We start from the raw sequence: 25,654 nt of genomic DNA on the forward strand, positions 1-25,654 counted from the left end.
ATTACGCGCAAAAGCCATGCCAGCACTGAACAGGCGCAAAATAGGGCTTTGGGCCTATTCCGGTTACTTCCCGCTGGGCATATGCTTGCCCGTCAGAGGCATTGCCTTGCCGCATGCGGCAACCATCAATACTGTCGGCAGCCCCTTGAACGGAGCGCAGTTGCTGGGCATCAGGGAGAGCGTCCATGAGTCAGGAAACCATGCCGGCACCCGCCGGTTTCAGTGAGCAGCAGCTGCAGACCTTGTTCGAGTTGGTCAGTGACGGCATCTGGGACTGGAATGCCAACACCGGCTACGTCTACCGCAACCCAGGCTGGTACGCCATGCTCGGCTATGCCAGCCATTCCATGGCCAACTCGGTGCTGACCTGGGAAAGCGTGATTCACCCGGAGGACTACCCGCGGGTCATGGCGCATTTCGAGGCCTACATCAATCACCGCAACGAGCGCTACCTGATCGAGTACCGCTGCCGTTGCCAGGATGGCAGCTACCTGTGGATCGAAGACAGCGGCTACATCATCGCCCGCAACGACGACGGCTCGGTGGCCCGCATGCTTGGCGCCCACCGCAATATCGATGCCGGCAAGCGGCGGGTGGCCCAGCTTGAGCAGCAGAACCTGTCGCTGGAAACCCTGGTGGCCGAGCGCACCCGCGAGCTGTCCTGGGTCAATCAGCAATTGCAGCGTCAGCTGGATGAAAACCGCGAACTGGCCGAGCGCGATGCGTTGACCCGCATCGCCAATCGGTACCGGTTGGAACAGGTGTTGCAGCAAGAGTGCGAGCGCGCCCAGCGCTTCCGCCAGCCCTTGTCGCTGATTGCCATGGACGTGGATGACTTCAAGCCGATCAACGACCACTACGGCCATGCCCGTGGCGATGCGGCGCTGGTGCAGGTGGTCGACAACCTGCGTACTTGCCTGCGCGAGCATGACCTGCTGGCGCGCTGGGGCGGTGACGAGTTCGTCATCGTGCTGCCGCAGACGGCGCTGGACGATGCGCTTGAAGTGGCCGCACGGTTGCGTCAGGTAATGGAACAGGTGGAGCCGGTTGGCGAGTGTCGCCTGACCATGAGCTATGGGGTGGTGCAGTGGCAGGAGGGTGAAGACCCGGATGATTTGTTGGCCCGTGCCGACAAGGCCCTGTATCGCGCCAAAGGCGTGGGTAAGAACGCGATAGCTGAATGAGCTGACGATGGGTGAATTGGGGTCGCGCAGCGGCCCCTTTGGCCGCCACAGGTCCCCGCTTAGCGAAAGAAAAAAGACCCGCGGCGCCTTGCGGCGCAGCGGGCCAAATCGGCCTCAGCCGCTTCAGTGTCAGATATGCAAGGCGTGGCCCAGTGCGCGCAACGCAGCTTCCTGTACCGCTTCACCCAGCGTCGGGTGGGCGTGGATGGTACCGGCGATGTCCTCAAGGCAAGCGCCCATTTCCAGCGATTGTGCAAACGCCGTGGACAGTTCCGAGACCGCCACGCCAACCGCCTGCCAACCCAAGATCAGGTGATTGTCGCGCCGCGCCACCACGCGTACGAAGCCGGCTTTCGACTCAAGGCTCATGGCCCGCCCATTGGCCGCGAACGGGAACTGCGCAACGATGCAGTCCAGGCCTTGTTGGCTGGCTTGCTCCGGCGTCTTGCCGACCACCACGATTTCCGGGTCGGTGAAGCACACCGCGGCGATCGCATTCGGCTCGAAGCGCCGTGCCTTGCCGGCAATGATCTCGGCAACCATCTCGCCCTGGGCCATGGCCCGGTGTGCGAGCATCGGTTCACCCGCCACGTCGCCGATGGCCCAGACATTGCGCATGCTGGTCTGGCAGCGTTCGTCGATGGCGATGGCGGCGCCGTTCATCTTCAGTTCCAGCGATTCAAGGTTGAAGCCTTGAGTACGCGGGCGCCGGCCTACAGCCACCAGCACCCGGTCGGCCTCCAGGCGCAGTGGCTGGCCCTGGCCGTCACGGGCCAGCAGGCAACCGTTCTCGTATCCCTCGACGCTATGGCCCAGGTGCACGGCGATGCCCAGCTTCTTCAGCGCCTCGGCCACTGGGGCGGTTAGTTCGCTGTCGTAGGTCGGCAGGATGCGCTCGCGCGCTTCCACCACGCTCACCTGCGCGCCCAGCTTGCGGTAGGCGATACCCAGCTCCAGGCCGATATAACCACCGCCCACCACAACCAGATGCTGCGGCAAGGTTTCGGGTGCCAGCGCTTCGGTCGAGGAAATGATCGGCCCGCCCAGCGGCAGCATCGGCAGTTCAACGCTGTTGGAACCTGTGGCCAGCAACAGGTGCTCGCACTGGATGCGTTGGCCGTCGACGTCGACATGCTTGCCGTCGAGGACCTTCGCCCAGCCATGGATCACCTTGACCCCGTGCTTCTTCAGCAAGGCAGCCACCCCGGTGGTCAGACGGTCGACGATGCCGTCTTTCCAGGCCACGCTGCGGGTGATGTCCAGGCGCGGTGAGCTGACACTGATGCCCAGTGCCGATGGCTCGGTGTAGCGCGAGGTCTGGTGGAACTGCTCGGCGACATGAATAAGCGCCTTGGACGGAATGCAGCCAACGTTGAGGCAAGTGCCGCCCAACGCCTGGCCTTCCACCAGCACGGTGGGAATACCCAATTGCCCGGCGCGGATGGCGGCCACATAGCCGCCAGGGCCGCCGCCGATGATCAGCAGGGTGGTTTCGATAGTCTGTTGCATGCTCACTCCACGAACAGGCAGGCGGGTTGCTCAAGCAGGCCACGCACGGCCTGGATGAACAGCGCAGCATCCATGCCGTCGACCACCCGGTGGTCGAACGAGCTGGACAGGTTCATCATCTTGCGTATGACGATCTGGCCGTCGATCACCATCGGCCGCTCGACCATGCGGTTGACGCCGACGATCGCCACTTCCGGGGTGTTGACCACCGGTGTGCTGACGATGCCGCCCAACGCGCCGAGGCTGGTCAGGGTGATGGTTGAGCCGGACAGTTCCTCGCGGCTGGCCTTGTTGCTGCGCGCGGCGGTCGCCAAACGGCCGATCTCGCTGGCATTGCCCCACAGGCTGCCGGCTTCGGCATGGCGCAGCACCGGTACCATCAGGCCATTGTCGCCTTGGGTGGCGATGCCCACATGCACCGCGCCATGGCGGGTGATGACTTGCGCTTCGTCGTCATAGGTGGCGTTGATCTGCGGGAAGTCGCGCAGGGCCACGACCAACGCGCGGACCAAAAACGGCAGCAGGGTCAGCTTGCCGCGGCTGTCGCCGTGCTTCTGGTTGAGCTGCTGGCGCAGGGCTTCCAGGGCCGTGACGTCGATCTCTTCGACGTAGCTGAAATGCGCGACCCGGCGCTTGGCGTCCTGCATGCGCTGGGCGATTTTGCGGCGCAGGCCGATGACTTGCACCTGCTCGCTGTCGGTACGCTTGGCGTAGCCACTGGGCGCTTGCCCGGCGGCGGTCTGTGGCTTGCTCATGAACGCATCGAGGTCTTCGTGCAGGATGCGCCCGGCTGGGCCGCTGCCATGCACGTAGCGCAGCTCGATGCCGGCATCCAGCGCACGCTTGCGCACAGCCGGGGAGGCCAGCGGCTTGTCGCCCGCCTGGCGCGGTACGATGGGCGCGGCTGTGGCGGTGGCTGCGGCCTGGCAGGCTGGTGCTGCGACTGCGGCACGCGCTGGCGGTGTGTTGGCTACAGGCGCGGCCACTGGCTCGACGGGCTTGGCTTCAGCGGGCTTGCCCTGCGGCGCGTCGACATGGTTGCCGCTGCCTTCCACTTCGATGCGGATCAGCTCGCTGCCGACTGCCATCACTTCACCCGGCTGGCCACCCAGGGCCAATACCTTGCCGCTGACCGGCGAAGGGATTTCCACGGTCGCCTTGTCGGTCATGACATCGGCCACCACCTGGTCTTCGGCGATCACATCACCGACCTTGACGAACCACTCGACCAACTCGACTTGCGCGATGCCTTCGCCAATGTCCGGCATCTTGATGACGTGCGTGCCCATTCAGACCTCCATGACCCGTTTCAATGCCGCACCTACCCGCGAAGGCCCTGGGAAGTAAGCCCATTCCTGTGCGTGAGGGTAGGGGGTGTCCCAACCGGTGACGCGCTCGATCGGCGCTTCGAGGTGATGGAAGCAGTGCTCCTGAACCAGCGCCACCAGCTCGGCACCGAAACCGCAGGTACGGGTAGCCTCGTGCACCACCACGCAGCGGCCGGTCTTTTTCACCGACTCGACGATGGTCTCCAGGTCCAGCGGCCACAGGCTGCGCAGGTCGATGACTTCGGCATCGACGCCGGTTTCCTCGGCGGCCACTTGGGCCACGTAGACCGTGGTGCCATACGTCAGCACGGTAACGTCGCTGCCGGGGCGGGTGATTGCCGCCTTGTCCAGCGGCACGGTGTAATAGCCATCCGGTACGGCGCTGTGCGGGTGCTTGGACCACGGCGTCACAGGGCGGTCGTGGTGGCCGTCGAACGGGCCGTTGTAGAGGCGTTTTGGCTCAAGGAAGATGACCGGGTCGTCGCATTCGATCGAGGCGATCAGCAGGCCCTTGGCGTCATAGGGGTTGGACGGCATGACGGTACGTAGCCCGCACACCTGGGTGAACATCGCTTCGGGGCTCTGGCTGTGCGTTTGGCCGCCATAGATGCCGCCACCGCAGGGCATGCGCAGGGTCAGCGGGGAGATGAACTCGCCGGCCGAGCGATAGCGCAGGCGGGCCATTTCCGACACGATCTGGTCGGAGGCCGGGTAGAAGTAGTCGGCAAACTGGATTTCCACCACCGGGCGCAGGCCGTAGGCGCCCATGCCCACGGCAGTGCCGACGATGCCGCTTTCCGAGATCGGGGCGTCGAACACGCGCGACTTGCCGTACTTGGTCTGCAAGCCTTCGGTGCAGCGGAACACGCCACCGAAGTAGCCGACGTCCTGGCCGTAGATCACGACATTGTCGTCACGCTCGAGCATGATATCCATGGCCGAGCGCAGGGCCTGGATCATGGTCATGGTAGTGGTGGCCATGGCGGTTTCCGGGTTGATGCTGTTGTTATGGTCGTTCATCTCAAACCCCCAGTTCCTGGCGTTGACGGCGCAGGTGTTCGGGCATTTCCTTGTACACGTCCTCGAACATCGAGGCCGCGCTCGGGATATGGCCGTTGGCCAGGGTGCCGTACTGTTCAGCTTCCTTCTGCGCGGCGATGACCGCAGCCTCGAACTCGGCGGTGACCGCCTGGTGTTCTTCCTCGGACCAGTGGCCGATCTTGATCAGGTGCTGCTTCAGGCGGGCGATCGGGTCGCCCAGCGGGAAGTGGCTCCAGTCATCGGCAGGGCGGTACTTTGACGGGTCGTCGGAGGTGGAGTGCGGGCCGGCACGGTAGGTGACCCATTCGATCAGGCACGGGCCCAGGCCACGGCGGGCGCGTTCGGCGGCCCAGCGCGAGGCGGCGTACACAGCGACGAAGTCGTTGCCGTCGACGCGCAGGGAGGCGATACCGCAGCCCACGCCACGGCCGGCGAAGGTGGTCGATTCACCGCCAGCAATGGCTTGGAAGGTGGAGATCGCCCACTGGTTGTTGACCACGTTGAGGATCACTGGCGCGCGGTACACGTGGGCAAAGGTCAGGGCGGTGTGGAAGTCCGATTCGGCGGTGGCGCCGTCGCCGATCCAGGCCGAGGCGATCTTGGTATCGCCCTTGATCGCCGAAGCCATGGCCCAGCCAACCGCCTGCACGAACTGGGTCGCCAGGTTGCCGCTGATGGTGAAGAAGCCGGCCTCGCGTACCGAATACATGATCGGCAGCTGGCGCCCCTTGAGCGGGTCGCGCTCGTTGGACAGCAACTGGCAGATCATCTCCACCAGCGACACGTCGCGGGCCATCAGGATGCTCTGCTGGCGGTAGGTGGGGAAGCACATGTCGGTGCGGTTCAGGGCCAGGGCCTGGGCGCTGCCGATGGCTTCCTCGCCCAGGCTCTGCATGTAGAAGGACATCTTTTTCTGGCGCTGGGCAACCACCATGCGGCTGTCGAAGATGCGCGTCTTGAGCATGGCGCGCATGCCTTGGCGCAGCACCTGCGGGTCGATGTCTTCGGCCCATGGGCCGAGGGCGTCACCGTGCGCGTCCAACACGCGGATCAGGCTGTTGGACAGCTCTGCGGTGTCGGCAGCGTCGACGTCGATGGACGGTTTGCGGACAACACCTGCATCGTTCAGACGCAGGTAGGAAAAATCGGTCTGGCAGCCTGGCCGGCCGGTGGGCTCGGGCACATGCAAACGCAGGGGGGCGTACTCGTTCATGCTTTTTACGCTCGCTCGAATGTTGTTTTTGTGAGCTCTGAAGCGGCCGCCGCTGAGTACCGGCTTGTGACTGGTAAGTCAGCGTCACCTACATCTTAGTGGCACGGCAGGAGAATTTTTCTCTCAACTTAGTTGCCTTTGCTGACGGGCGCAGATAAACATTCCGCATAAACACAAAAAACCGGTGAATTTGTCTCATGCGCAAACTCGATCGTACCGATATCGGTATTCTCAACAGCCTTCAGGAAAACGCCCGCATCACCAACGCGGAGCTGGCGCGCTCGGTCAACTTGTCGCCGACCCCCTGTTTTAATCGGGTCAAAGCGATGGAAGAGCTGGGGGTGATCCGCCAGCAGGTGACCTTGTTGTCGCCGGAGGCGTTGGGGCTGGACGTGAATGTGTTCATCCATGTGAGCCTGGAAAAACAGGTCGAGCAGTCGCTGCACCGCTTTGAGGAAGAGATCGCCGAGCGCCCCGAGGTGATGGAGTGCTACCTGATGACGGGCGACCCGGATTACCTGCTGCGGGTGTTGCTGCCCAGTATTCAAGCGCTGGAGCGGTTTCTCGATTACCTGACGCGGTTGCCGGGCGTGGCGAATATCCGGTCGAGTTTTGCCTTGAAGCAGGTGCGCTATAAAACGGCGCTGCCGTTGCCCGCGAATGGGATGACCCTGCGCGAATAAGGGAAGCGGAATTACACACACCTGTAGGAGCAGCCTTGCGCTGCGAAGAGGCCGGTAATGGCTGCAAAGATGTGGAGGGCGATAACCGGCCTCTTCGCAGCACAAGGCTGCTCCTACAGAATGGGGGCCATCCAGAATCAGGTGCTTGATATTTTAAACACCCCCAGCCTATGTTGTTGCCAGCCTATAACAACAAGGACAAGCGTCATGACCACCCCAGGCCTGAGCACCCTCGCCGAGCACCTCCAGGGCATCGATGAAATCGAATGCGTCACCCCCGACCTCAATGGTGTACCGCGCGGCAAGGTGATGACCGCCGAGGGCTTCCTCGAAGGCCGGCGCCTGCAGATGGCGCGCGGTGTACTGCTGCAATGCATCATGGGGGGGTACCCGCCGGCACGGTTCTATGGCAGTGATGATGGCGACCTGGCGCTGGTGGCCGAGCCCGCTCACATTCACCGCCTGCCCTGGAGCGAAGACGGCCGGGCCTTGGCGATCTGCGATGCCAACGAACTGGATGGCAGGTCTTCGGCGTTGTCCACCCGCGGTCAGCTCAAGGCGGTCATCGCCCGCTATGCGGCGTTGGGCCTGGCGCCGGTGGTGGCGACAGAGCTCGAGTTTTTTGTTTTCGCCCCTAACACCGACCCCCTGCAGCCGTTCTTGCCGCCACTGGGCAAGGATGGCCGTCGGGAGCTGGGCCATTCGGCGTTCAGTGTCAGCTCCAACAATGGCCTGCGGCCGTTCTTCAATGAGGTCTACCGCTGCATGGCGGCGCTTGGCCTGCCGCGTGACACCTTCATGCACGAGATGGGCATCAGCCAGTTCGAGATCAACCTCTTGCACGGTGACCCGCTGCTGCTGGCCGACCAGACGTTCCTGTTCAAACACCTGCTCAAGGAAGTGGCGCTCAAGCATGGGCTGACCGTGGTGTGCATGGCCAAGCCATTGGCGCATACGCCGGGCAGTTCCATGCACATCCACCAGAGCCTGGTGGACATCGACAGCGGCCGAAATGTGTTCAGCGATGACCAGGGGCAGCCGACCGAGACCTTCTACCACTTCATCGGCGGCCAGCAGGCGTGCATGGCCGACTTCACCGCGCTGTTCGCGCCCAACGTCAATTCATATCAGCGGCTTTGTCACCCCTACGCCTCGCCCAACAATGCCTGTTGGTCCGAGGACAACCGCGCCGCAGGGCTGCGCATCCCGGCCAGTGCGCCGGTGGCCCGGCGTGTCGAGAACCGCCTGCCGGGCGCCGACGCCAACCCCTACCTGGCCATCGCCGCCAGCCTGGCTGCCGGGCTGCATGGCATCGAGCAACGCCTGCAGCCGACCCCGGCGATTCAGGGTGAGTTCGCTGTGCCAGAGCACCTGAGCCTGCCATGCACGCTGCACGCGGCACTCGAACGACTGAAGCGCAGTGCACTGGCGCGGGAACTGTTCGGGGCTGAGTTCATCGAAGGCTACGTCGCCACCAAGACCCTGGAGCTGAGCGATTTCTACGACGAGATCACACCCTGGGAGCGGCGTGTGCTGGCGGCACAGGCCTGATCGCGACACAACCACTACTGGACGCGTCCCCCGTTGGCTATTTCGCTGGCAGGGGACTGCGCCGCGGCAAAATTGCTTTTATGCTAGCCAGCAAGCCAACGCCACCTGACCAGGGAGCCCGACGGGACGTATGCGAAACATCTGGAAGCCGTTTCAGTCGCTGTATTTCGCTGCCTTGATGATGCTTATCGGCTCGGGCCTGCTCAGTACCTACCTGGCGCTGCGCCTGGCAGCCGATCATGTCGACAGCTTGTGGGTCGGTGCGTTGATGGCCGCCAACTACTTTGGCCTGGCCGTGGGCGGCAAGGTCGGCCACCGGCTGATCGGCCGGGTAGGGCACATCCGTGCCTATGCGACGTGCGCCGGCATCGTCTGTGCGGCGGTGCTTGGCCATGGCATGACCAACTGGCTACCGGCCTGGGTCGGGCTGCGGATGGTGGTCGGCTTGGGGATGATGTGCCAGTACATGGTCATCGAGAGCTGGCTCAACGAACAAGCCGACGCCAAGCACCGGGGTGCAGTGTTCAGTGGCTACATGATCGCCTCCTACCTCGGGTTGGTACTCGGCCAACTGATCCTGGTGGTGCACCCTGAACTCGGCCCTGAGCTGCTGATGCTGGTCGCCATGTGCTTTGCCCTGTGCCTGGTGCCGGTGGCAATGACCCGGCGCATCCACCCGGCGCCTTTGCGGCCGGCGCCGATGGAGCCGAAATTTTTCATCAAGCGCGTGCCGCAGTCACTCAGTACGGTGCTGGGCTCGGGCTTGATCGTCGGCTCGTTCTACGGCCTGGCGCCGCTGTACGCCTCCAGCCAGGGGTTGAGTACCGAGCAGATCGGTCTGTTCATGGGTAGCTGCATCTTTGCCGGACTGGTGGTGCAGTGGCCATTGGGCTGGCTGTCTGACCGCTACGACCGCGCGGTGCTGATCCGCAGTGCCGCGGTGGGGCTGGCGCTGGCCTCTGCGCCCTTGGCGATCTTGCCCAGCGTGCCGTTGGAGCTGCTGTTCGGCATCGGCTTTGTCATCTCGTTGCTGCAGTTTTGCCTGTATCCGTTGGCGGTTGCGTTTTCCAATGACCATGTGGAGAGCGAGCGCCGCGTCTCGCTGACGGCCATGCTACTGGTCACCTATGGTGTCGGCGCCTGTATCGGGCCGTTGGCTGCTGGGGTACTGATGAAGGTATTGGGCGCGCAGATGCTCTATGCCTTCTTCGTGTTCTTCGCGCTGGTGCTGGTGTGGCGCATTCGGCCGAAAGCGGTCACCGGGCTGCACCAGGTGCAGGACGCTCCATTGGGCCACGTGGCGATGCCAGCGGCTGGTTCGCCGTTGTCGGCGGCGCTCGACCCGCGGGTCGATGAGCAGACCGTGCAGGATGTGATGCAGACGCCGGTGGCGGCCGAGGATACCGAAGAAGAGCAGGCGGCGAGTGAGCGTGGGGTCAAGCCTGAGGTCGAGGTCGACAGGTCGGTGTGATGCGGTGTGGGCACCGATGAAGGGGCGCTGCTCGCTTCATCGGTGGGCCACGCGGCAGTCATTCAACCTTGATGTCGTGCAGGTGGAATCTCAAGATATCGCCTTCTTTGTTACCGGCGTGCAAGAACCAGTTACGTAGCGGTGGGCTGGTTCTTGAGTATCGCGCCTCCACTTGCGCGACTCTGTGGCCCTCTTTGTCACGCAGGTAGAACTCGACATGCTCAGCGCTCTCCAGATCGCCATCCCATGCGTCGAGCAATTCCATTTTCCACGTGTCCTGCAAGGCGGGCAGCCGGGCCAGCAGGCTGGGTGGGAAGATGCAGTTGGCAAGATCATCCCCCCACGCATACCCATACAAGCCCAGCCAGCCGTTTGAGTTCTGCTCGAACCGGCCGCTGAGAAACTTCGGGCCAGTCGCGCTATTGATCCTGTAATAGAGACGGTTCTTCGTTGCGTTGACAAACGTGAAGGTGAATTCGATCGGCTTGAAGCTGGCGGTGAAGCCTCGCTTGTCATCGGTGCACAACCAGCCGTCCTGGTCGGCGGAAAACAACGGATGGGCCCATCGAGGCGTATCGACCACCCCGACCTGGCCGTATTGGCAATGCAGCGCGGCTGTGAATGTTGAACGAATCATAGTGTCCGGCTCCTGAAGGCGCCTGAAGTCGGCGCGGCGCAAGCCACACTATGCAGTCGGTCAAATAACGGTAACGGGGAATCCCTTCTGGCTACAGCGATGGGGCCGCGCAGCAGCCCCTTCGGCCTTTGCTGTAAGCCAGGCAGGCGGATCAGTAATCGTCTTTATCGAACCGACGCGCTTCGCGCTGCAGCTGGTAGACGAAACTCTCGATCTTGCGCTGCGCCTGGCCGCTGAGGTTATGGAAGCGCACGCCTGCGAAGGTGGTGTTGATACGCTCTTCGAAGTGCAGGTGGCGCAATTCGACCATGGTGTCGACCAGGCCCAACGGGTTGCCAGCCTTGAAGCGCTCGTACACCTGGCCCAGTTGCAGGCGATCCTCGACGTTGCCGTCGAAACGCAATTTGCAGCCGGTAGCCGAGATGTCCAGCAGCTTGCCGCGCAGGGCGCCGTTGCCTTTGAGGTGGGTGCCGTCGAGGATGATGTCGACCAGTTGCGACAGCTTCAGCGCAGCCCGGAAGGCATTGCGGCGCTGATGGTAGGTCATTTCGTCAGGCATCGCGCCGCGGTAGCAGCGGTGGCCGTCGACTTCACTGATGGTGAGCGGGGCATTGCATTCCCAGGCGATACGCACGCCATCGTGGAAGCCCTCGACGCGGAACGGTTCGCCGTTCTCGATGAATTTTTCGCCGTCGCGGGGGATCATCTCGTCCAGTGCCAGGGTATTGCTGTCGCGGTCGACATGCACCACGTAGCTCTGGAAGCGCTGGCTGCGATCAGGGAAGGTGATGATCAGGGGGTCATGGCTTTCCTGCAGCTGTCGCAGGTTGGCCGCGATCTCCAAAGGCGTACTGAGCACCTTTGGCGGCTGCGGGGCATCGGCTTCATTGAACACGGCTAATCACTCTCCAGGCAAAAACGACACACGCAAGTAACGGCATTTTGCCAGTATGTGACGTGGCTTGATAGAAGTATCACACTTGGCTGAGGGCGCGCGGCTTGGCCAGCAGCGAGGTGCTGCCGCGGCTGTCGTAGAGCGACGGAGAATCGCCACCCATGAGGATTCTGACCTGATTGTTGGTGATGTGTTGCTGCACCTGGATGATCCGGCCGTTGGTCTCGTTAACCTGCTGGCAGGTGTCCATCAGCTGCGAGAGCATGTCCAGCCGTTGCAGCATCGCGTCGCCATGCTGTGACTGCGCGGCCACTGCCTGCACACCGGCGCGGTCGGCGCTGAGGCCGAGGCTGGTGAGCAAGTGGCTGCGCCGCTGCCCATGCTGCTCGAGCAAGATGATCAATGACTGCTTGCGGGCCAGGATCTGTTCCAGCAGCGTCATGTCGCGGCCATGCAGGGCAATCGCTTCTTTTTGAAGAAGCTCGAGCAGTTCCTGCATCGGGGCGATGTCATCTTCGATCAGTTGCAGCAAGGTGGTGTCGTGCATGGCTAACTCTTGGCTTTAGTAAGCGTCCGTGAAGTCAGCGCGCCGAACGGTCAGCGCTGGGCTTCGAAATCGAGCAGTTTGCTGGCAACCCGGCCGGCATCGACCTGGTAGCTACCATCGGCAACGGCCTGTTTCAACTGGGCCACGCGGGCGCTGTTGACGACGGGCTGGTCGCGCAGCGTATCGCTGACCTTCTGCAACTGCTGTGCCTCTTGGCTGAGGTGTACTGCCTCTCCGCTGGCGGTGGTGCCTTTTGGCGCTTCCGGGCTGGCAGCGGCCTTTTCGGCGCTGCCGGCCGCAGCATTGCCGCGAACGCCGCCCGTAACGGACGGAGAGTTATTCAAACGACTGAAGTCGATGACCATGATCAGAAACCCCTGGGTATTTGGACGCTTGCCTTGTTTTCGGCCAACCCGAAAGAAACTTTAGGCCCAATTGCGTAGCCGCCTGTCAGCAAGCTCGCGAACCCGTTTTCTGACACAGTTTAGGAAAAGCGGTTCCACACCGCCAGCACAATGCCGCTACATTGTCACCTCGACCTGGCCGGGGCCGGTCACCCTGGCCTTGATCACCCGTTTGGAATTCAGGTTGCGCACCCGGATCTGTTCGCTCAGGCCGCCCTTGCTCAACGCTTCGCCGGGCATGCGCACGCTCAAGCTGCCGCTGCGGGCGATGATCACCACCTGGTCGCCCTTGCGCACCACTTCGGCTTGCTCAAGGTGCTGCGGGGTAAGGACCTGGTCGATGACTGTGGGGCGCAGCATCTTCATGCCCACCGCCTGGTCCAGCTCACTGAGAAAACCTTGGCCGAGGGTGCCGACATCGCGCTCGCGCAGCGCCACGTCGCCTTCGCCTACCACGTTGTCACGCTTGAGCGGGCGGGTAACCACCACCACGTCGCGGAACAGCCGCACCGTTGCCGGCACGAACACGGTCCACGGCGCGGCACTGTCGCAGCGGACCCGCACCGTGACCCGGCCTATTGGCTGCGCGGGGCTTTCCAGCGACGCGTCCAGCGGCTGGCTGCACAACGGCATGCGCAAGCGCGGGTCAAGGGTGCTGACCTGGATCTCGTAACGGCCGGCGGTCTGGGTGCTGGCCAGATAATCTTCTACGGTGAATTCAAGAAACCCTTGGGTGACACCGATAAGCTGTTCAGGCAAGGTAAAAGCGTCCGCCAGCGTGCGAACGCCGGGCGCCAGCAGGCACAGCGTGGCCAGCGAGCCAGTCAGCAGGTGCGTCAATCGTCGGAAAAATGTCGTTTTCGTGTACATGGCGCTCAAAAAAGCAAAGCCCGTGCCGACTCGGTACCTGAGTTGCAACGAAAGGCTGAAACGTTAAGGAGTCTGGCATGGCGGGTGTTATGGATTCGGTCAACCAGCGCACTCAGCTGGTGGGGCAGAATCGCCTGGAATTGTTGCTGTTTCGCCTCAATGGCGGTCAGCTCTATGGCATCAACGTGTTCAAGGTCAGAGAGGTGCTGCAGTGCCCGGCGCTGACCTTGCTGCCCAAGTCACACCCGGTGGTGCGCGGCGTGGCCAACATTCGCGGGGCGACCATCCCGATCCTCGACCTGTCGATGGCCACCGGGTTGGCGCCGCTGCAGGAAGACACGTGCAACAGTTTTGTGATCATCACCGAATACAACACCAAGACCCAGGGCTTCCTGGTGCACTCGGTCGAGCGCATCGTCAACATGAACTGGGAAGAAATCCACCCGCCACCCAAGGGCACCGGCCGCGACCATTACCTGACCGCCGTCACCCGTGTGGACAACCGCATGGTCGAGATCATCGACGTGGAGAAGGTGTTGGCGGAAGTGGCGCCGTCGTCCGAGCAGGTGTCTGCCGGGGTGGTCGATGCCGAGGTGCAGGACAAGGCTGTGCTGCTGCGGGTGCTGACCGTCGACGATTCGTCGGTGGCGCGCAAGCAGGTCAGCCGCTGCCTGCAAACCGTCGGTGTCGAGGTGGTGGCGCTCAACGACGGCCGCCAGGCGCTCAATTACCTGCGCCAGTTGGTGGAGGAGGGCAAGCGGCCGGAAGAAGAGTTCCTGATGATGATCTCGGACATTGAAATGCCAGAAATGGACGGCTATACGCTCACCGCAGAGATCCGCAGCGATCCGCGCATGCAAAAATTGCACATCGTCCTGCATACTTCGCTCTCCGGGGTATTTAACCAGGCGATGGTCAAGAAAGTCGGCGCCGATGATTTCCTGGCCAAGTTCAAGCCGGACGACCTGGCCCAGCGCGTGGTCGACCGGATCAAGGCAACGCATTGAAGCAGCCGGGAGCCCGCTCCCGGCACCAGCGATTGAAAAGAGGCGGCAAGAGTGTCTACGGGTAATTTGGATTTCGAACAGTTCCGGGTCTTCCTGGAGAAAGCCTGTGGCATCCTGCTGGGCGAGAATAAGCAGTACCTGGTCTCCAGCCGTCTCAACAAGCTGATGGAGCAACAGGGCATCAAGAGCCTGGGCGAGCTGGTGCAGCGCATCCAGGCCCAGCCGCGCAGCGGTTTGCGCGAACAGGTGGTCGATGCGATGACGACCAACGAAACCCTGTGGTTCCGCGATAGCTACCCCTTCGAGGTGTTGAAGAACAAGGTCATCCCCGAGTTCATCAAGAACAACCCAGGCCAGCGCCTGCGCATGTGGTCGGCGGCGTGCTCGTCAGGGCAGGAGCCTTACTCGATCTCGATGGCCATCGACGAGTTCGAGCGCAGCAACCTGGGCCAGTTGAAGATGGGCGCGCAGATCGTTGCCACCGACCTGTCCGGGACCATGCTGAACAACTGCAAAACCGGTGAGTACGACAGCCTGGCCATCGCCCGCGGCCTGTCGCAAGAGCGCCTGCAGCGCTACTTCGACCCCAAAGGGCCGGGGCGTTGGGCGGTCAAGCCGGCCATTCGCAGCCGCGTCGAGTTCCGCTCGTTCAACCTGCTCGACAGCTACGCGAGCCTGGGCAAGTTCGACATCGTGTTCTGCCGCAACGTGCTGATCTATTTTTCGGCCCAGGTGAAGAAGGACATCCTGTTGCGCATCCACAGCACGCTCAAGCCTGGCGGGTACCTTTTCCTCGGCGCCTCGGAGGCGCTGAACGGGTTGCCGGACCATTACCAGATGGTGCAGTGCAGCCCAGGGATCATCTACCAGGCCAAGTAAAGCCAGACGCGATTCCTGTAGGAGCAGCCTTGCGCTGCGAAGAGGCCGGTGACTGCAGCGAAGATCTCCGCTGTTATCACCGGCCTCTTCGCAGCACAAGGCTGCTCCTACACGGGCCTGGATTCGGCTGCGATGGTCTGACGTCAATATTTTGTTTTGCCGCTTTTGCCGCTCGGCGATTGCCGCTTTTCCCTCCCCAAGCGGAAGCACTTTGCCGCTTTTCTGGCATCCCGCCTGCCAGCATCCCCCTTGCAACCCCATGTTTCCGGCCTTTAAGCCGGTTGGCACAGCCCTTGCTATACCTTGACCAAAGACACTCCGGTCAACCTCCGAAGGTTTCCCCGACATGAGCATCAGTTTCGACAAGGCGCTTGGCATTCACGAAAAGGCCCTGGGCTTCCGCGCCCAGCGCGCTGAAGTGCTGGCCAACAACATCGCCAACGCCGACACGCCCAACTACAAGGCGCGTGACATGGACTTCTCTTCGGTGCTCGCCGCCGAGAGTGAAAAGCAGCAAAGCGGCCGCTTCGCCCTGGACCGCACCAACAGCCGGCACATCGAGGCCGACGGCCTGGCCCTCAGCGACGAGGCGCTCAAGTACCGCACGCCGTTGCAGCCGTCGATCGACCAGAACACCGTGGATGCCCAGATCGAGCAATCGAACTACGCGGAAAACGCCATCGGTTTCCAGGCCAGCTTCACCTTGCTCAACAGTAAATTCAAAGGGCTGGTTTCGGCCCTGCGCGGAGAGTAACCATGTCCCTTTCCAGTGTTTTCAACATTGCCGGCAGCGGCATGAGCGCGCAGAACACCCGCCTCAACACCGTGGCCTCGAACATCGCCAACGCCGAGACCGTGTCGTCGAGCATCGACCAGACCTACCGCGCCCGCCACCCGGTGTTCGCCACCACCTTCCAGAACGCACAGGGCGGCGCCAGCCAGTCGCTGTTCGAGGACCAGGGAGAAGCGGGGCAGGGCGTGCAGGTCAAAGGCATCGTCGAAGACCAGAGCAATCTGGAGGCGCGCTACGAGCCTAACCACCCCGCGGCGAACAAGGACGGCTACGTCTACTACCCGAACGTCAACGTGGTTGAAGAGATGGCTGACATGATCTCTGCCAGCCGTGCGTTCCAGACCAACGCCGAACTGATGAACACCGCTAAAAGCATGATGCAGAAAGTCTTGACCTTGGGTCAGTGATAGGAAGCCGACATGACCACGACCAATTCCACCAGTGACGTCGGCAGCGCGTACCTGACCTCGCTGCAAAAGCAGACCAGCAAAACCGACAGCAGCACCGGCGCTGCCGGCAGTGCACTGGGCAAGGATGCGTTCCTGCAGCTGCTGGTAACGCAGATGAAAAACCAGAACCCGCTCGACCCGCAGGAAAACGGCGAGTTCGTTGCGCAGCTGGCGCAGTTCAGCAGCCTTGAAAGCATGCAGACGCTGAACGACACGGTGAACTACATCGCCGGGTCGTTCCAGTCTTCGCAGGCGTTGCAGGCCTCGTCGCTGGTTGGGCGCAATGTGATCGTCCAGACCGACAAGGCCTTGGTCGACACCAGCAAAGAGATGAAAGGGTCGGTCAACCTGACCTCGTCGAGTACCGCCACGTCTGTCGGCATTTATGACAAAGACGACAAGCTGGTGCGCACCCTGGACCTGGGCTCCAAGGCCGCCGGCAAGGCCGACTTCACCTGGGATGGCCTGGACGACGACGGCGAGGCGTTGGAGGCGGGTACCTACACCTTCAAGGCGACCGCCAGTATCGATGGCACGTCCACGGCCATGACCACCAACCTGCCGGCCACGGTCACCAGTGTGACCATGGGTACCAACGGCGCCGAAATGACGCTCAACCTCGCCGGGCTGGGCAGCGTCGCGCTGTCCAAAGTTCAAACCATTGGCATCTAGGGCCTAAGTTAACGACAGGAGTAGCACATGTCTTTCAATACCGGCCTTAGCGGCCTCAATGCAGCAAATAAGGCCCTGAACGTCACTGGCAACAACATTGCCAACGTCGCCACTACCGGCTTCAAAGCTTCGCGCGCCGAGTTCGCGGATCAGTACTCCAACTCCATTCGCGGCACCAGTGGCGGCAAGACGGTCGTCGGCACTGGTGTGAGAACCGCATCGGTGTCGCAGATGTTCACGCCGGGCAATATCAACGGCACCGGCCAAGCCCTGGACATGGCGATCGACGGCAACGGCTTCTTCGCCCTGAATGACAATGGCTCGAAGATCTACACCCGTGCCGGCATGTTCTACAGCGACAAGGAAGGCAATGTCATCAGCTCGTCGGGCGCCAAGCTGCAAGGGTATGGTGTAGATGGCAATGGCAATGTCGTCCCAGGCGCGCTGACTGACCTGAAGATCGACACGTCCAACCTGACGCCCAACCCTACCGGGCGCATCACGGAGACGCTCAACCTCAAGTCCAGCGATACCGCCCCGGCCGAGTCGCCGTTCGACCCGGGCAACGTCAAGACCTACAACTACACCTTCAACACCGATGTGTATGACAGCCAGGGCAACCTGCACCAGATGAACCAGTACTTCATGAAGGATGAGGGTACTAACTCCTGGACCATGTACACCACCATCGACGGCCGCAACCCAGCCGACCCGACGTCGACCACCCCGCTGGCAAACACGCTGCCATTCAAGAGTGACGGCACCTTGGACACGGCGCTCATGAACGAAGGTGCAGTGGCAGGTGGGCTCAGCATCAACGCCGACAAGACCTTCAACTTGGACGGCTGGGTGCCGGCGCAGAAGACAGTTGCAGGTGTGTGGGCGGCCAACGGCGCCAACGCGCATGCCTCCGGGGTCAAGCTGGACATGATCGCCACCACGCAATACAACGCCGCGTCCGCGACTACCGCCAAGAGCGGGGATGGCTTTGCGACGGGTGAGTTGTCTGGCCTGAGCATCGATGCCAGCGGCAACATGTTCGCCAACTTCACCAACGGTGAGAACAAGGTGATCGGCCAGGTCGCGCTGGTCAACTTCGCCAACCTCCAAGGCCTGACGCCGGTGGGCGGCACTGCCTGGAAAGAGTCCTACACATCGGGCGTGCCTGTTGTCGGCCAGCCGGATACCGGGACGCTGGGGCAGATCACCGGCGGCGCGCTGGAAGACTCGAACGTCGACCTGACCGGCGAGCTGGTCAACCTGATCAAGGCGCAGAGCAACTACCAGGCAAACGCCAAGACCATTTCCACTGAAAGCACCATCATGCAGACCATCATCCAGATGAGCTGATGGTGGTTAGTGTGGTGTGTTGTTTTCTGTAATTGGGGCTGCTTTGCAGCCCATCGCAGGCAAGCCAGCTCCTACAGGTTACGCGATCCCTGTAGGAGCTGGCTTGCCTGCGAATGGGCCGCAAAGCGGCCCCAAAATCCCAAAGGTCACCCCCATGAAAAGGCTGCTGCTACTAGCGATTCTCCCCATCCTCGCCATGGCCCCCTTGCTCGCCGCCGCCCCCGCCCCCTTCTACCAATGGCAAAGCCTGACCACCGGCCGTTTCATGTGCTCGGCCACCAATCCAGGCGAAGGCTGGATGCGCTTTTCCGGCCCCTACAACAACGCCGGTTGCCGCGCGTACTGAACACTGCCTTGCCGCTCGCGGCAAACATCCGCCGACAAACTGACGGTTTTTGCCTCTCGGCGCGCTGCAACCCCTGAATTCGTTGGTTTGCGGATCTGGTTCGATTATTGCTTATCCCTGCTCAGTGACAGCGCGGCAGGTACGCGCATAGGAGATGCTGTGGACAAGATGCTTTACGTGGCCATGACCGGCGCCAGCCAGAACGCGCTGGCGCAGAAGGCCCATGCCAACAACCTGGCGAACATTTCCACCAACGGCTTTCAGCGCGACCTGGAGCAGGCGCGCTCGATGCCGGTGTTTGGCGACAGCTTTCCGGCGCGCGCCTTTGCCATGACCGAGCGCCCGGCCACCGACTTCAGCGAAGGCCCGATGGTCGAGACCGGCCGCGAGCTGGACGTGACTGTGACCGGCAAAGGTTTCATCGCTGTACAGGCACCGGATGGCAGCGAAGCCTACGTGCGCACCGGCAGCCTTAACATCGACGCCCTGGGCGTGCTGCGTGCTGGCAACGGCATGCCGGTGATCGGCAACGGCGGCCCGATTGCCATTCCGCCGGAGCAAAAGGTGGAAGTAGGTGAAGACGGCACCATCAGCATCCGCGCCATGGGCGAAGACCCGCGCATGATGGCCGAGGTCGACCGCATCAAGCTGGTCAACCCCGACATCAAAGGCCTGACCAAGGGCCTGGACGGCATGATCCACACCACCAATGGCCAACCGGCGGATGCCGACGTCAACGTGCGCGTGGTGTCGGGCTTCCTGGAAGGCAGCAACGTCAACGCCGTCGAGGAAATGACCTCGGTGCTGGCGTTGTCCCGTCAGTTCGAACTGCACGTCAAGATGATGAACACGGCCAAGGAAGGCGACGAAGCCATGGCTCGGGTTTTGCAAATCGGCTAATCACATTTGAACGGGTGCCGTAAAACAGGCGCACGAGGAGAACAGCATGCTTCCGGCTCTTTGGGTCGCTAAAACCGGCCTGTCCGCCCAGGACACCAACCTGACGGTCATTTCCAACAACCTGGCCAACGTCTCGACCACCGGCTTCAAACGTGATCGCGCCGAATTCCAGGACCTGCTCTACCAGATCAAGCGTCAACCCGGCGCCCAGTCGACCCAAGACAGCGAGCTGCCTTCGGGCCTGCAGGTGGGTACCGGTGTGCGCATTGTCGGCACCCAGAAAAACTTCACCGCCGGCAGCCTGCAGACCACCGAAAACCCGCTGGACATGGCGGTCAATGGGCGTGGCTTCTTCCAGATTCTGCAGCCGGATGGCACCGTTTCCTACACCCGTGACGGCACCTTTCACCTGAATTCCGATGGCCAGATCGTCAATGCCGATGGGTTGGCGTTGGAGCCTGCGATCGTCGTGCCGAATGACGCACAGACGTTCACCGTTGGCCAGGACGGTACCGTATCGATCACCACTGCCGGTAACCCGGCTGCTCAGGTCATTGGCAATCTCCAGACTGCCGACTTCATCAACCCTGCTGGCCTTCAGGCAATCGGCAACAACCTGTTCCTGGAAACCGCCGCCAGCGGCGCGCCGCAAGTCGGCACCCCAGGCCTGAACGGCTTTGGCACCACCCTGCAGCAGACCTTGGAAAACTCCAACGTCAGCACCGTGGAAGAGCTGGTGAACATGATCACCACCCAGCGTGCCTACGAGATGAACTCGAAAGTCATCTCTACCGCCGACCAGATGCTGTCGTTCGTCACCCAGCAGCTGTAAGCCCCTGATCCCGGCCCCGTAGCCCAGATACACCGTGAGGTAAGCGTCATGAATCGTCTGTTGTCCGTCTTCGCCCTGGGGGGAGCGGTGTTGTTGGCAGGTTGCGTCGGGCCGACGCCCAAGCCCAACGACCCGTACTATGCGCCGGTGTTGCCGCGCACCCCGTTGCCGGCGGCGGCCAACAACGGTTCGATCTACCAGGCCGGTTTCGAACAGAACCTGTACAGCGACCGCAAGGCCTTCCGGGTCGGTGACATCATCACCATTACCCTTAACGAGAAGACCTCGGCCAGCAAGAACGCCGGTTCGCAGATCCAGAAGAACAGCAAGGCCGACATTGGCCTGACCTCGCTGTTCGGCAGCACGCCCAACACCAACAACCCGTTCGGCGGCGGTGACCTGTCGCTGGAGGCCGGTTACAACGGCGAGCGCGCCACCAAGGGCGACAGCAAGGCCACCCAGGGCAACACCCTGACCGGCTCGATCACCGTGACCGTGGCCGAAGTGCTGCCCAACGGCATCATCGCCGTGCGCGGCGAGAAGTGGCTGACCCTGAACACCGGTGAAGAGCTGGTGCGCATTGCCGGCATGATCCGCGCCGATGACATCGCCACCGACAACACCGTGCCGTCCACCCGCGTGGCCGATGCGCGCATCACCTATTCGGGCACCGGCTCGTTTGCCGATGCCAGCCAGCCCGGGTGGCTGGACCGCTTCTTCATCAGCCCGCTTTGGCCTTTCTGAGTACAGATGACCATGTTCAACGTGAGGCAGCTGATTGCCGCAACCCTGCTACTGTCCTGCGCCTTCGCGGCCCAGGCCGAGCGCTTGAAGGATATCGCCAGCATCTCTGGCGTGCGTTCCAACCAGCTGATCGGCTATGGCCTGGTGGTGGGGCTCAACGGCACGGGTGACCAGACCACCCAGACGCCGTTCACCCTGCAGACCTTCAACAACATGCTGTCGCAGTTCGGCATCAAGGTGCCGGCCGGTTCTGGCAACGTGCAGTTGAAGAACGTCGCGGCGGTGTCGGTGCATGCCGACCTGCCGGCGTTCGCCAAGCCGGGCCAGGTGGTGGACATCACCGTTTCGTCGATCGGTAACTCCAAGAGCCTGCGCGGCGGCAGCTTGCTGATGACCCCGCTCAAGGGTATCGATGGCAACGTCTACGCCATCGCCCAGGGCAACCTGGTGGTGGGCGGCTTCGATGCCGAAGGCCGTGACGGCTCGAAGATCACCGTCAACGTTCCGTCGGCCGGGCGAATTCCTGGCGGCGCCAGCGTTGAGCGGTCGGTGCCGAGCGGGTTCAACCAGGGCAACAGCCTGACCCTGAACCTTAACCGCCCGGACTTCACCACGGCCAAGCGTATCGTCGACAAGGTCAACGAACTGCTCGGCCCCGGCGTTGCCCAGGCTGTGGATGGCGGGTCGGTACGCGTCAGTGCGCCGATGGACCCGAGCCAGCGCGTGGACTACCTGTCGATTCTGGAAAACCTCGATATCGACCCAGGCCAAGCCGTGGCGAAAGTCATCATCAACTCGCGTACCGGCACCATTGTCATCGGCCAGAACGTCAAGGTGTCGCCGGCGGCGGTCACCCACGGCAGCCTGACCGTGACCATTACCGAAGACCCGATCGTCAGCCAGCCGGGCGCGTTCTCCAACGGCCAGACCGCCGTGGTGCCGCGTTCGCGGGTCAACGCCGAGCAGGAAGCCAAGCCGATGTTCAAGTTCGGCCCAGGCACCACGCTGGATGAAATCGTCCGCGCGGTGAACCAGGTCGGCGCGGCACCCGGCGACCTGATGGCGATCCTTGAAGCCCTGAAACAGGCCGGCGCCTTGCAGGCCGACCTGATCGTCATCTGAGGACGCCGCGCATGAACAGCAAAAGCTTGGTGTCCGGCAGTGCCGACAGCGGCGCCTACACCGACCTCAACCGCCTGAGTTCGCTCAAGCACGGCGACCGCGACAGCGAAGCCAACGTGCGCAAGGTGGCCCAGGAATTCGAGTCGCTGTTCATCAGCGAAATGCTCAAGGCCTCGCGCAAGGCCAGCGATGTGCTGGCCGACGACAACCCGATGAACACCGAGACGGTCAAGCAATACCGCGACATGTATGACCAGCAGTTGGCCGTGAGCATGTCCCGCGAGGGGGGCGGTATCGGCCTGCAGGACGTACTGGTGCGCCAGTTGACCAAGAGCAAGAGCACGGCTGGTGCCACCAGCCCGTTTCCGCGCAGCGAGGGCAGTGGCCCGGCGCTGTGGGGCAACAAGGTGGCCGAACCCGCGCATGCCGCCCAGGCCAGTGCAACGCGCAATGACGTCGCGGCCCTCAATGCGCGGCGCCTGGCCTTGCCAAGCAAGCTCACCGACCGCCTGCTGGCAGGCATCGTGCCGTCGGCTGCGACCACCAACACCGCCAGTGTGCCGGCCCGTGACGGCCAGCAAGTGGCCAAGGCCTTCGCCGTGCCAGAAAACGGCCTGCGCATTGTCGGGCGTGCCGTGGCCCAGCCGCCGCTGGCGCCGAACAAGGCTTTCGCCGACAGCGACGCCTTTGTCGCCACCATGCTGCCGATGGCCGAGCAGGCCGCCAAGCGCATCGGTATCGACCCGCGTTACTTGGTCGCCCAGGCGGCCCTGGAAACGGGCTGGGGCAAGTCGGTCATGCGCAACACCGATGGCAGCAGCAGCCACAACTTGTTCGGCATCAAGGCCAGTGGCAACTGGCAGGGCGAGCAGGCGAGGGCGATCACCAGCGAGTTCCGCGATGGCCAGTTCGTCAAGGAAACCGCAGCGTTCCGCTCGTACGATTCCTACCAGGACAGCTTCCATGACCTGGTGAACCTGTTACAGGGCAATTCCCGCTATCAAGGTGCGCTGGACGCGGCCGATAACCCTGAGCAGTTTGCAAGAGAGCTGCAAAAAGCAGGTTATGCGACCGACCCGGGCTATGCGAAGAAGATCATCAGCATCGCCCAGCAAATGCAAGCAACCCCGCAATACGCCATGGCTGGCAGAACTACGAATCTATAAGGACTAAAACATGTCGAGTCTGATTTCGATCGGTCTGAGTGGCCTGGGTGCCAGCCAGGCGGCACTGTCGGTAACCAGTAACAACATTGCCAACGCCGCCACCAGTGGCTATTCGCGCCAGCAAGCGGTTCAGGTTGCGGGCCCCTCGCACAATATGGGCGCGGGCTTTCTGGGTACGGGCACCACGCTGTCGGATGTGCGCCGGATCTACAGCGCCTACCTGGACAATCAGTTGCAGACCGCGACCTCGTTGCAGGCCGACTCGCTGGCGTTCCAGGACCAGATCACCAGCGTCGACAAATTGCTGGCCGACCGTGATACCGGCATCAGCTCGGTGCTGACCGCGTTCTTCTCGGCGTTGCAGACCGCTTCGGCCACACCGGGTGATGTCGCCTCGCGGCAGTTGCTGCTGACCCAGGCGCAAACCCTGAGCAACCGCTTCAATGCGGTGGGCACGCAGCTGACCCAGCAGAACGAAACGATCAACTCTCAGCTCGGCACGCTCGCAGGCCAGGTCAACAAGCTCACCAGCAACATCGCCGAGTACAACAAGCAGATCGTCGCGGCCACCGCCACCGGCAATACCCCTAACAGCCTGCTGGATGCGCGCAGCGAAGCCGTGCGCCAGCTCAACGAGCTGGTCGGGGTCACGGTGCAGGAGCGCGACGGCAACTACGACGTCTACCTGGGCAGTGGCCAGTCACTGGTCACCGGGGTCAAGGCCAACACCTTGTCGGTGCAGCCGGGCGTGGCTGACAAAAGCCAAGCCAGCCTGCGCATCAACTACGAGTCGTTCAGCTCTGACGTGACCTCGGTGGTGACCGGTGGCACGATCGGCGGCCTGCTGCGCTACCGCCAGGATGTGCTGATGCCGTCGATGAACGAGCTCGGCCGCGTGGCCCTGGTGGTTGCTGACAGCATCAACAGCCAGCTGGGCCAAGGCCTGGATGCCAACGCCCAATTCGGCAGCGCGCTGTTCTCCAGCATCAACAGCGCCAGTGCATTGGCCCAGCGCAGCCTGGCTTCGTCGAGCAACAGTGCCGGGTCCGGCAACCTCGATGTGACCATTGCCGACAGCGGCGCGCTGACCACATACGATTACGAAGTGAAGTTCACCAGCGCCAACCAGTACAGCGTGCGCCGCTCCGATGGCACCGACATGGGCAGCTTCGACCTGAACGCCGACCCGGCCCCGGTGATCGACGGCTTCAGCCTGGCGCTCAAGGGCGGTGGCCTGGCAGCGGGGGACAGCTTCAAGGTGATCCCGACCCGCTCCGCGGCGGGCAACATCTCGACCATCATGACCGATGCCAACAAACTGGCCTTTGCCGGGCCGATCAGCGCCACGGCGGGCAGCGGCAACGGTGGCACCGGCACCATCACCCAGCCGGTGCTGGGCGACTCGCTGGACATCTACGGCGGTGCCGATACAGCGCTGGTGCAGCAGGCGATTCGTGACTCGATGCCGGTGCGTGTGGTGTTCGATGCCGCCAACGGCGGTTCCCAGGGCTACAAGCTGTTCGATGCCAAGGGCACGCAGATCGGCACCGGCAGCGTGGTGCCTGGCCAGGACAACAAATTGTCCGTCGCCGTGCCAATGCTCGATGCCGCTGGCCAGCCGATCCTTGATGGCGACGGCAAGCCGCGCAGTTTCAATGTCGAGACCACCATCGGCGGCAGCCCGTCTGCCAACGACAGCTTTACCCTGTCGTTCAATGCCGACGGCAAGGCCGACAACCGCAACGCTACCTCGCTGCTGGAGCTGCAGACCAAATCGACCGTGGCCACCGGCTCTGGCGGTGGCACCAGCTTCACCTCGGCCTACGCCTCGCTGGTCGAGCGCGTGGGGGCCAAGGCCAGCCAGGCCGCCATCGACACCACCGCGACCCAGGCCGTGTTCAAGTCCGCCGCCGAAAGCCGCAGTGCGGTGTCGGGGGTCAACCTCGATGACGAGGCGGCCAGCCTGGTGAAGTTCCAGCATTACTACACCGCGTCGTCGCAGATCATCAAGGCGGCGCAAGAAACCTTTTCGACCTTGATCAACGCCCTTTAAGGAGTGCT

Annotated in this window: 26 protein-coding genes; 17 read left to right on the top strand and 9 right to left on the bottom strand. The window is 62.7% G+C overall.

Annotated features, from left to right (window positions below; all coding sequences use genetic code 11):
* Positions 1 to 185 precede the first annotated feature (185 nt).
* A complete protein-coding gene (locus QOS90_RS05450; RefSeq protein ID WP_027593068.1) occupies positions 186 to 1,184 on the top strand; it encodes a sensor domain-containing diguanylate cyclase in 999 nt (332 codons plus the stop codon).
* 129 nt (positions 1,185 to 1,313) lie between these two features.
* Here QOS90_RS05450 and lpdA read toward each other — a convergent pair whose 3' ends face one another.
* The 4 genes from lpdA to QOS90_RS05470 are packed head-to-tail and all read right to left on the bottom strand — an operon-like array spanning position 1,314 to position 6,275.
* Complete coding sequence (lpdA, locus tag QOS90_RS05455; protein ID WP_027593067.1) at positions 1,314 to 2,693, bottom strand: dihydrolipoyl dehydrogenase; 1,380 nt, start codon at positions 2,691 to 2,693, stop codon at positions 1,314 to 1,316.
* Between the two features lie 2 nt (positions 2,694 to 2,695).
* A complete protein-coding gene (locus QOS90_RS05460; RefSeq protein WP_027593066.1) occupies positions 2,696 to 3,982 on the bottom strand; it encodes a dihydrolipoamide acetyltransferase family protein in 1,287 nt (428 codons plus the stop codon).
* Positions 3,983 to 5,041, bottom strand: coding sequence for an alpha-ketoacid dehydrogenase subunit beta (locus QOS90_RS05465; RefSeq protein WP_027593065.1), 1,059 nt, complete (start codon positions 5,039 to 5,041; stop codon positions 3,983 to 3,985). It lies immediately after the preceding gene.
* Position 5,042: 1 nt separating this feature from the next.
* Positions 5,043 to 6,275, bottom strand: coding sequence for a 3-methyl-2-oxobutanoate dehydrogenase (2-methylpropanoyl-transferring) subunit alpha (locus tag QOS90_RS05470; RefSeq protein WP_027593064.1), 1,233 nt, complete (start codon positions 6,273 to 6,275; stop codon positions 5,043 to 5,045).
* 197 nt (positions 6,276 to 6,472) lie between these two features.
* Between QOS90_RS05470 and bkdR the strand changes: the two genes are divergently transcribed.
* The 3 genes from bkdR to QOS90_RS05485 all read left to right on the top strand — a co-directional run bounded on the left by bkdR (position 6,473) and on the right by QOS90_RS05485 (position 9,980).
* Positions 6,473 to 6,958 (top strand): Bkd operon transcriptional regulator BkdR, encoded by a 486-nt coding sequence (gene bkdR, locus QOS90_RS05475; protein WP_027593063.1) that lies wholly within the window; start codon positions 6,473 to 6,475, stop codon positions 6,956 to 6,958.
* A 309-nt stretch (positions 6,959 to 7,267) separates the two neighbouring features.
* Entirely contained in the window at positions 7,268 to 8,509 is a 1,242-nt protein-coding gene (locus QOS90_RS05480) for a glutamine synthetase family protein (protein ID WP_177408591.1), read from the top strand.
* A gap of 130 nt (positions 8,510 to 8,639) precedes the next feature.
* Complete coding sequence (locus QOS90_RS05485; protein ID WP_027593061.1) at positions 8,640 to 9,980, top strand: MFS transporter; 1,341 nt, start codon at positions 8,640 to 8,642, stop codon at positions 9,978 to 9,980.
* Between the two features lie 58 nt (positions 9,981 to 10,038).
* On the opposite strand, the gene QOS90_RS05490 is transcribed toward QOS90_RS05485, so the two are convergent.
* The 5 genes from QOS90_RS05490 to flgA all read right to left on the bottom strand — a co-directional run bounded on the left by QOS90_RS05490 (position 10,039) and on the right by flgA (position 13,333).
* On the bottom strand, positions 10,039 to 10,617 hold the full coding sequence (locus tag QOS90_RS05490; protein WP_085272494.1) for a hypothetical protein: 579 nt from the start codon (positions 10,615 to 10,617) through the stop codon (positions 10,039 to 10,041).
* A 151-nt stretch (positions 10,618 to 10,768) separates the two neighbouring features.
* Positions 10,769 to 11,512 (bottom strand): flagellar brake protein, encoded by a 744-nt coding sequence (locus QOS90_RS05495; RefSeq protein WP_027593059.1) that lies wholly within the window; start codon positions 11,510 to 11,512, stop codon positions 10,769 to 10,771.
* A 79-nt stretch (positions 11,513 to 11,591) separates the two neighbouring features.
* The gene (locus QOS90_RS05500) at positions 11,592 to 12,059 is read right to left on the bottom strand and encodes a flagella synthesis protein FlgN (protein WP_027593058.1); all 468 of its coding nucleotides are present in this window, start codon (positions 12,057 to 12,059) and stop codon (positions 11,592 to 11,594) included.
* 50 nt (positions 12,060 to 12,109) lie between these two features.
* Positions 12,110 to 12,424, bottom strand: a complete 315-nt coding sequence (gene flgM, locus QOS90_RS05505) for a flagellar biosynthesis anti-sigma factor FlgM (RefSeq protein WP_085272495.1) — start codon at positions 12,422 to 12,424, stop codon at positions 12,110 to 12,112.
* 156 nt (positions 12,425 to 12,580) lie between these two features.
* The gene (gene flgA / locus QOS90_RS05510; protein WP_085272496.1) at positions 12,581 to 13,333 is read right to left on the bottom strand and encodes a flagellar basal body P-ring formation chaperone FlgA; all 753 of its coding nucleotides are present in this window, start codon (positions 13,331 to 13,333) and stop codon (positions 12,581 to 12,583) included.
* 77 nt (positions 13,334 to 13,410) lie between these two features.
* Here flgA and QOS90_RS05515 point away from each other — a divergent pair, with 77 nt between their 5' ends.
* The 13 genes from QOS90_RS05515 to flgK all read left to right on the top strand — a co-directional run bounded on the left by QOS90_RS05515 (position 13,411) and on the right by flgK (position 25,646).
* Entirely contained in the window at positions 13,411 to 14,340 is a 930-nt protein-coding gene (locus QOS90_RS05515) for a chemotaxis protein CheV (protein ID WP_027593055.1), read from the top strand.
* A 51-nt stretch (positions 14,341 to 14,391) separates the two neighbouring features.
* Positions 14,392 to 15,219, top strand: coding sequence for a protein-glutamate O-methyltransferase CheR (cheR, locus tag QOS90_RS05520; protein WP_027593054.1), 828 nt, complete (start codon positions 14,392 to 14,394; stop codon positions 15,217 to 15,219).
* A 346-nt stretch (positions 15,220 to 15,565) separates the two neighbouring features.
* Positions 15,566 to 15,973 carry a flagellar basal body rod protein FlgB gene (gene flgB / locus QOS90_RS05525; RefSeq protein WP_027593053.1) on the top strand — a complete coding sequence of 136 codons (408 nt, stop codon included), beginning with the start codon at positions 15,566 to 15,568 and terminating at the stop codon, positions 15,971 to 15,973.
* Between the two features lie 2 nt (positions 15,974 to 15,975).
* The gene (flgC, locus tag QOS90_RS05530; RefSeq protein WP_027593052.1) at positions 15,976 to 16,419 is read left to right on the top strand and encodes a flagellar basal body rod protein FlgC; all 444 of its coding nucleotides are present in this window, start codon (positions 15,976 to 15,978) and stop codon (positions 16,417 to 16,419) included.
* A 12-nt stretch (positions 16,420 to 16,431) separates the two neighbouring features.
* Positions 16,432 to 17,133, top strand: a complete 702-nt coding sequence (flgD, locus tag QOS90_RS05535; RefSeq protein ID WP_085272497.1) for a flagellar hook assembly protein FlgD — start codon at positions 16,432 to 16,434, stop codon at positions 17,131 to 17,133.
* A 27-nt stretch (positions 17,134 to 17,160) separates the two neighbouring features.
* Positions 17,161 to 18,483 carry a flagellar hook protein FlgE gene (gene flgE, locus QOS90_RS05540; protein ID WP_027593050.1) on the top strand — a complete coding sequence of 441 codons (1,323 nt, stop codon included), beginning with the start codon at positions 17,161 to 17,163 and terminating at the stop codon, positions 18,481 to 18,483.
* Between the two features lie 154 nt (positions 18,484 to 18,637).
* Entirely contained in the window at positions 18,638 to 18,829 is a 192-nt protein-coding gene (locus QOS90_RS05545) for a hypothetical protein (RefSeq protein WP_085272498.1), read from the top strand.
* Between the two features lie 159 nt (positions 18,830 to 18,988).
* Positions 18,989 to 19,729: a flagellar basal body rod protein FlgF gene (locus tag QOS90_RS05550; RefSeq protein WP_027593048.1), complete on the top strand. Its 741-nt coding sequence runs from the start codon at positions 18,989 to 18,991 to the stop codon at positions 19,727 to 19,729.
* 46 nt (positions 19,730 to 19,775) lie between these two features.
* The gene (gene flgG, locus QOS90_RS05555; RefSeq protein ID WP_027593047.1) at positions 19,776 to 20,561 is read left to right on the top strand and encodes a flagellar basal-body rod protein FlgG; all 786 of its coding nucleotides are present in this window, start codon (positions 19,776 to 19,778) and stop codon (positions 20,559 to 20,561) included.
* Positions 20,562 to 20,609: 48 nt separating this feature from the next.
* Positions 20,610 to 21,305, top strand: coding sequence for a flagellar basal body L-ring protein FlgH (gene flgH / locus QOS90_RS05560; protein WP_016488460.1), 696 nt, complete (start codon positions 20,610 to 20,612; stop codon positions 21,303 to 21,305).
* A gap of 12 nt (positions 21,306 to 21,317) precedes the next feature.
* Entirely contained in the window at positions 21,318 to 22,427 is a 1,110-nt protein-coding gene (locus QOS90_RS05565; RefSeq protein ID WP_027593046.1) for a flagellar basal body P-ring protein FlgI, read from the top strand.
* A gap of 11 nt (positions 22,428 to 22,438) precedes the next feature.
* Positions 22,439 to 23,593 carry a flagellar assembly peptidoglycan hydrolase FlgJ gene (gene flgJ / locus QOS90_RS05570; protein ID WP_085272499.1) on the top strand — a complete coding sequence of 385 codons (1,155 nt, stop codon included), beginning with the start codon at positions 22,439 to 22,441 and terminating at the stop codon, positions 23,591 to 23,593.
* A 10-nt stretch (positions 23,594 to 23,603) separates the two neighbouring features.
* Positions 23,604 to 25,646 carry a flagellar hook-associated protein FlgK gene (gene flgK, locus QOS90_RS05575; RefSeq protein ID WP_027593044.1) on the top strand — a complete coding sequence of 681 codons (2,043 nt, stop codon included), beginning with the start codon at positions 23,604 to 23,606 and terminating at the stop codon, positions 25,644 to 25,646.
* The last annotated feature ends 8 nt before the right edge of the window (positions 25,647 to 25,654 follow it).

Source organism: Pseudomonas sp. LAIL14HWK12:I10, from assembly GCF_900184205.1.
Lineage (GTDB): Bacteria > Pseudomonadota > Gammaproteobacteria > Pseudomonadales > Pseudomonadaceae > Aquipseudomonas > Aquipseudomonas kermanshahensis.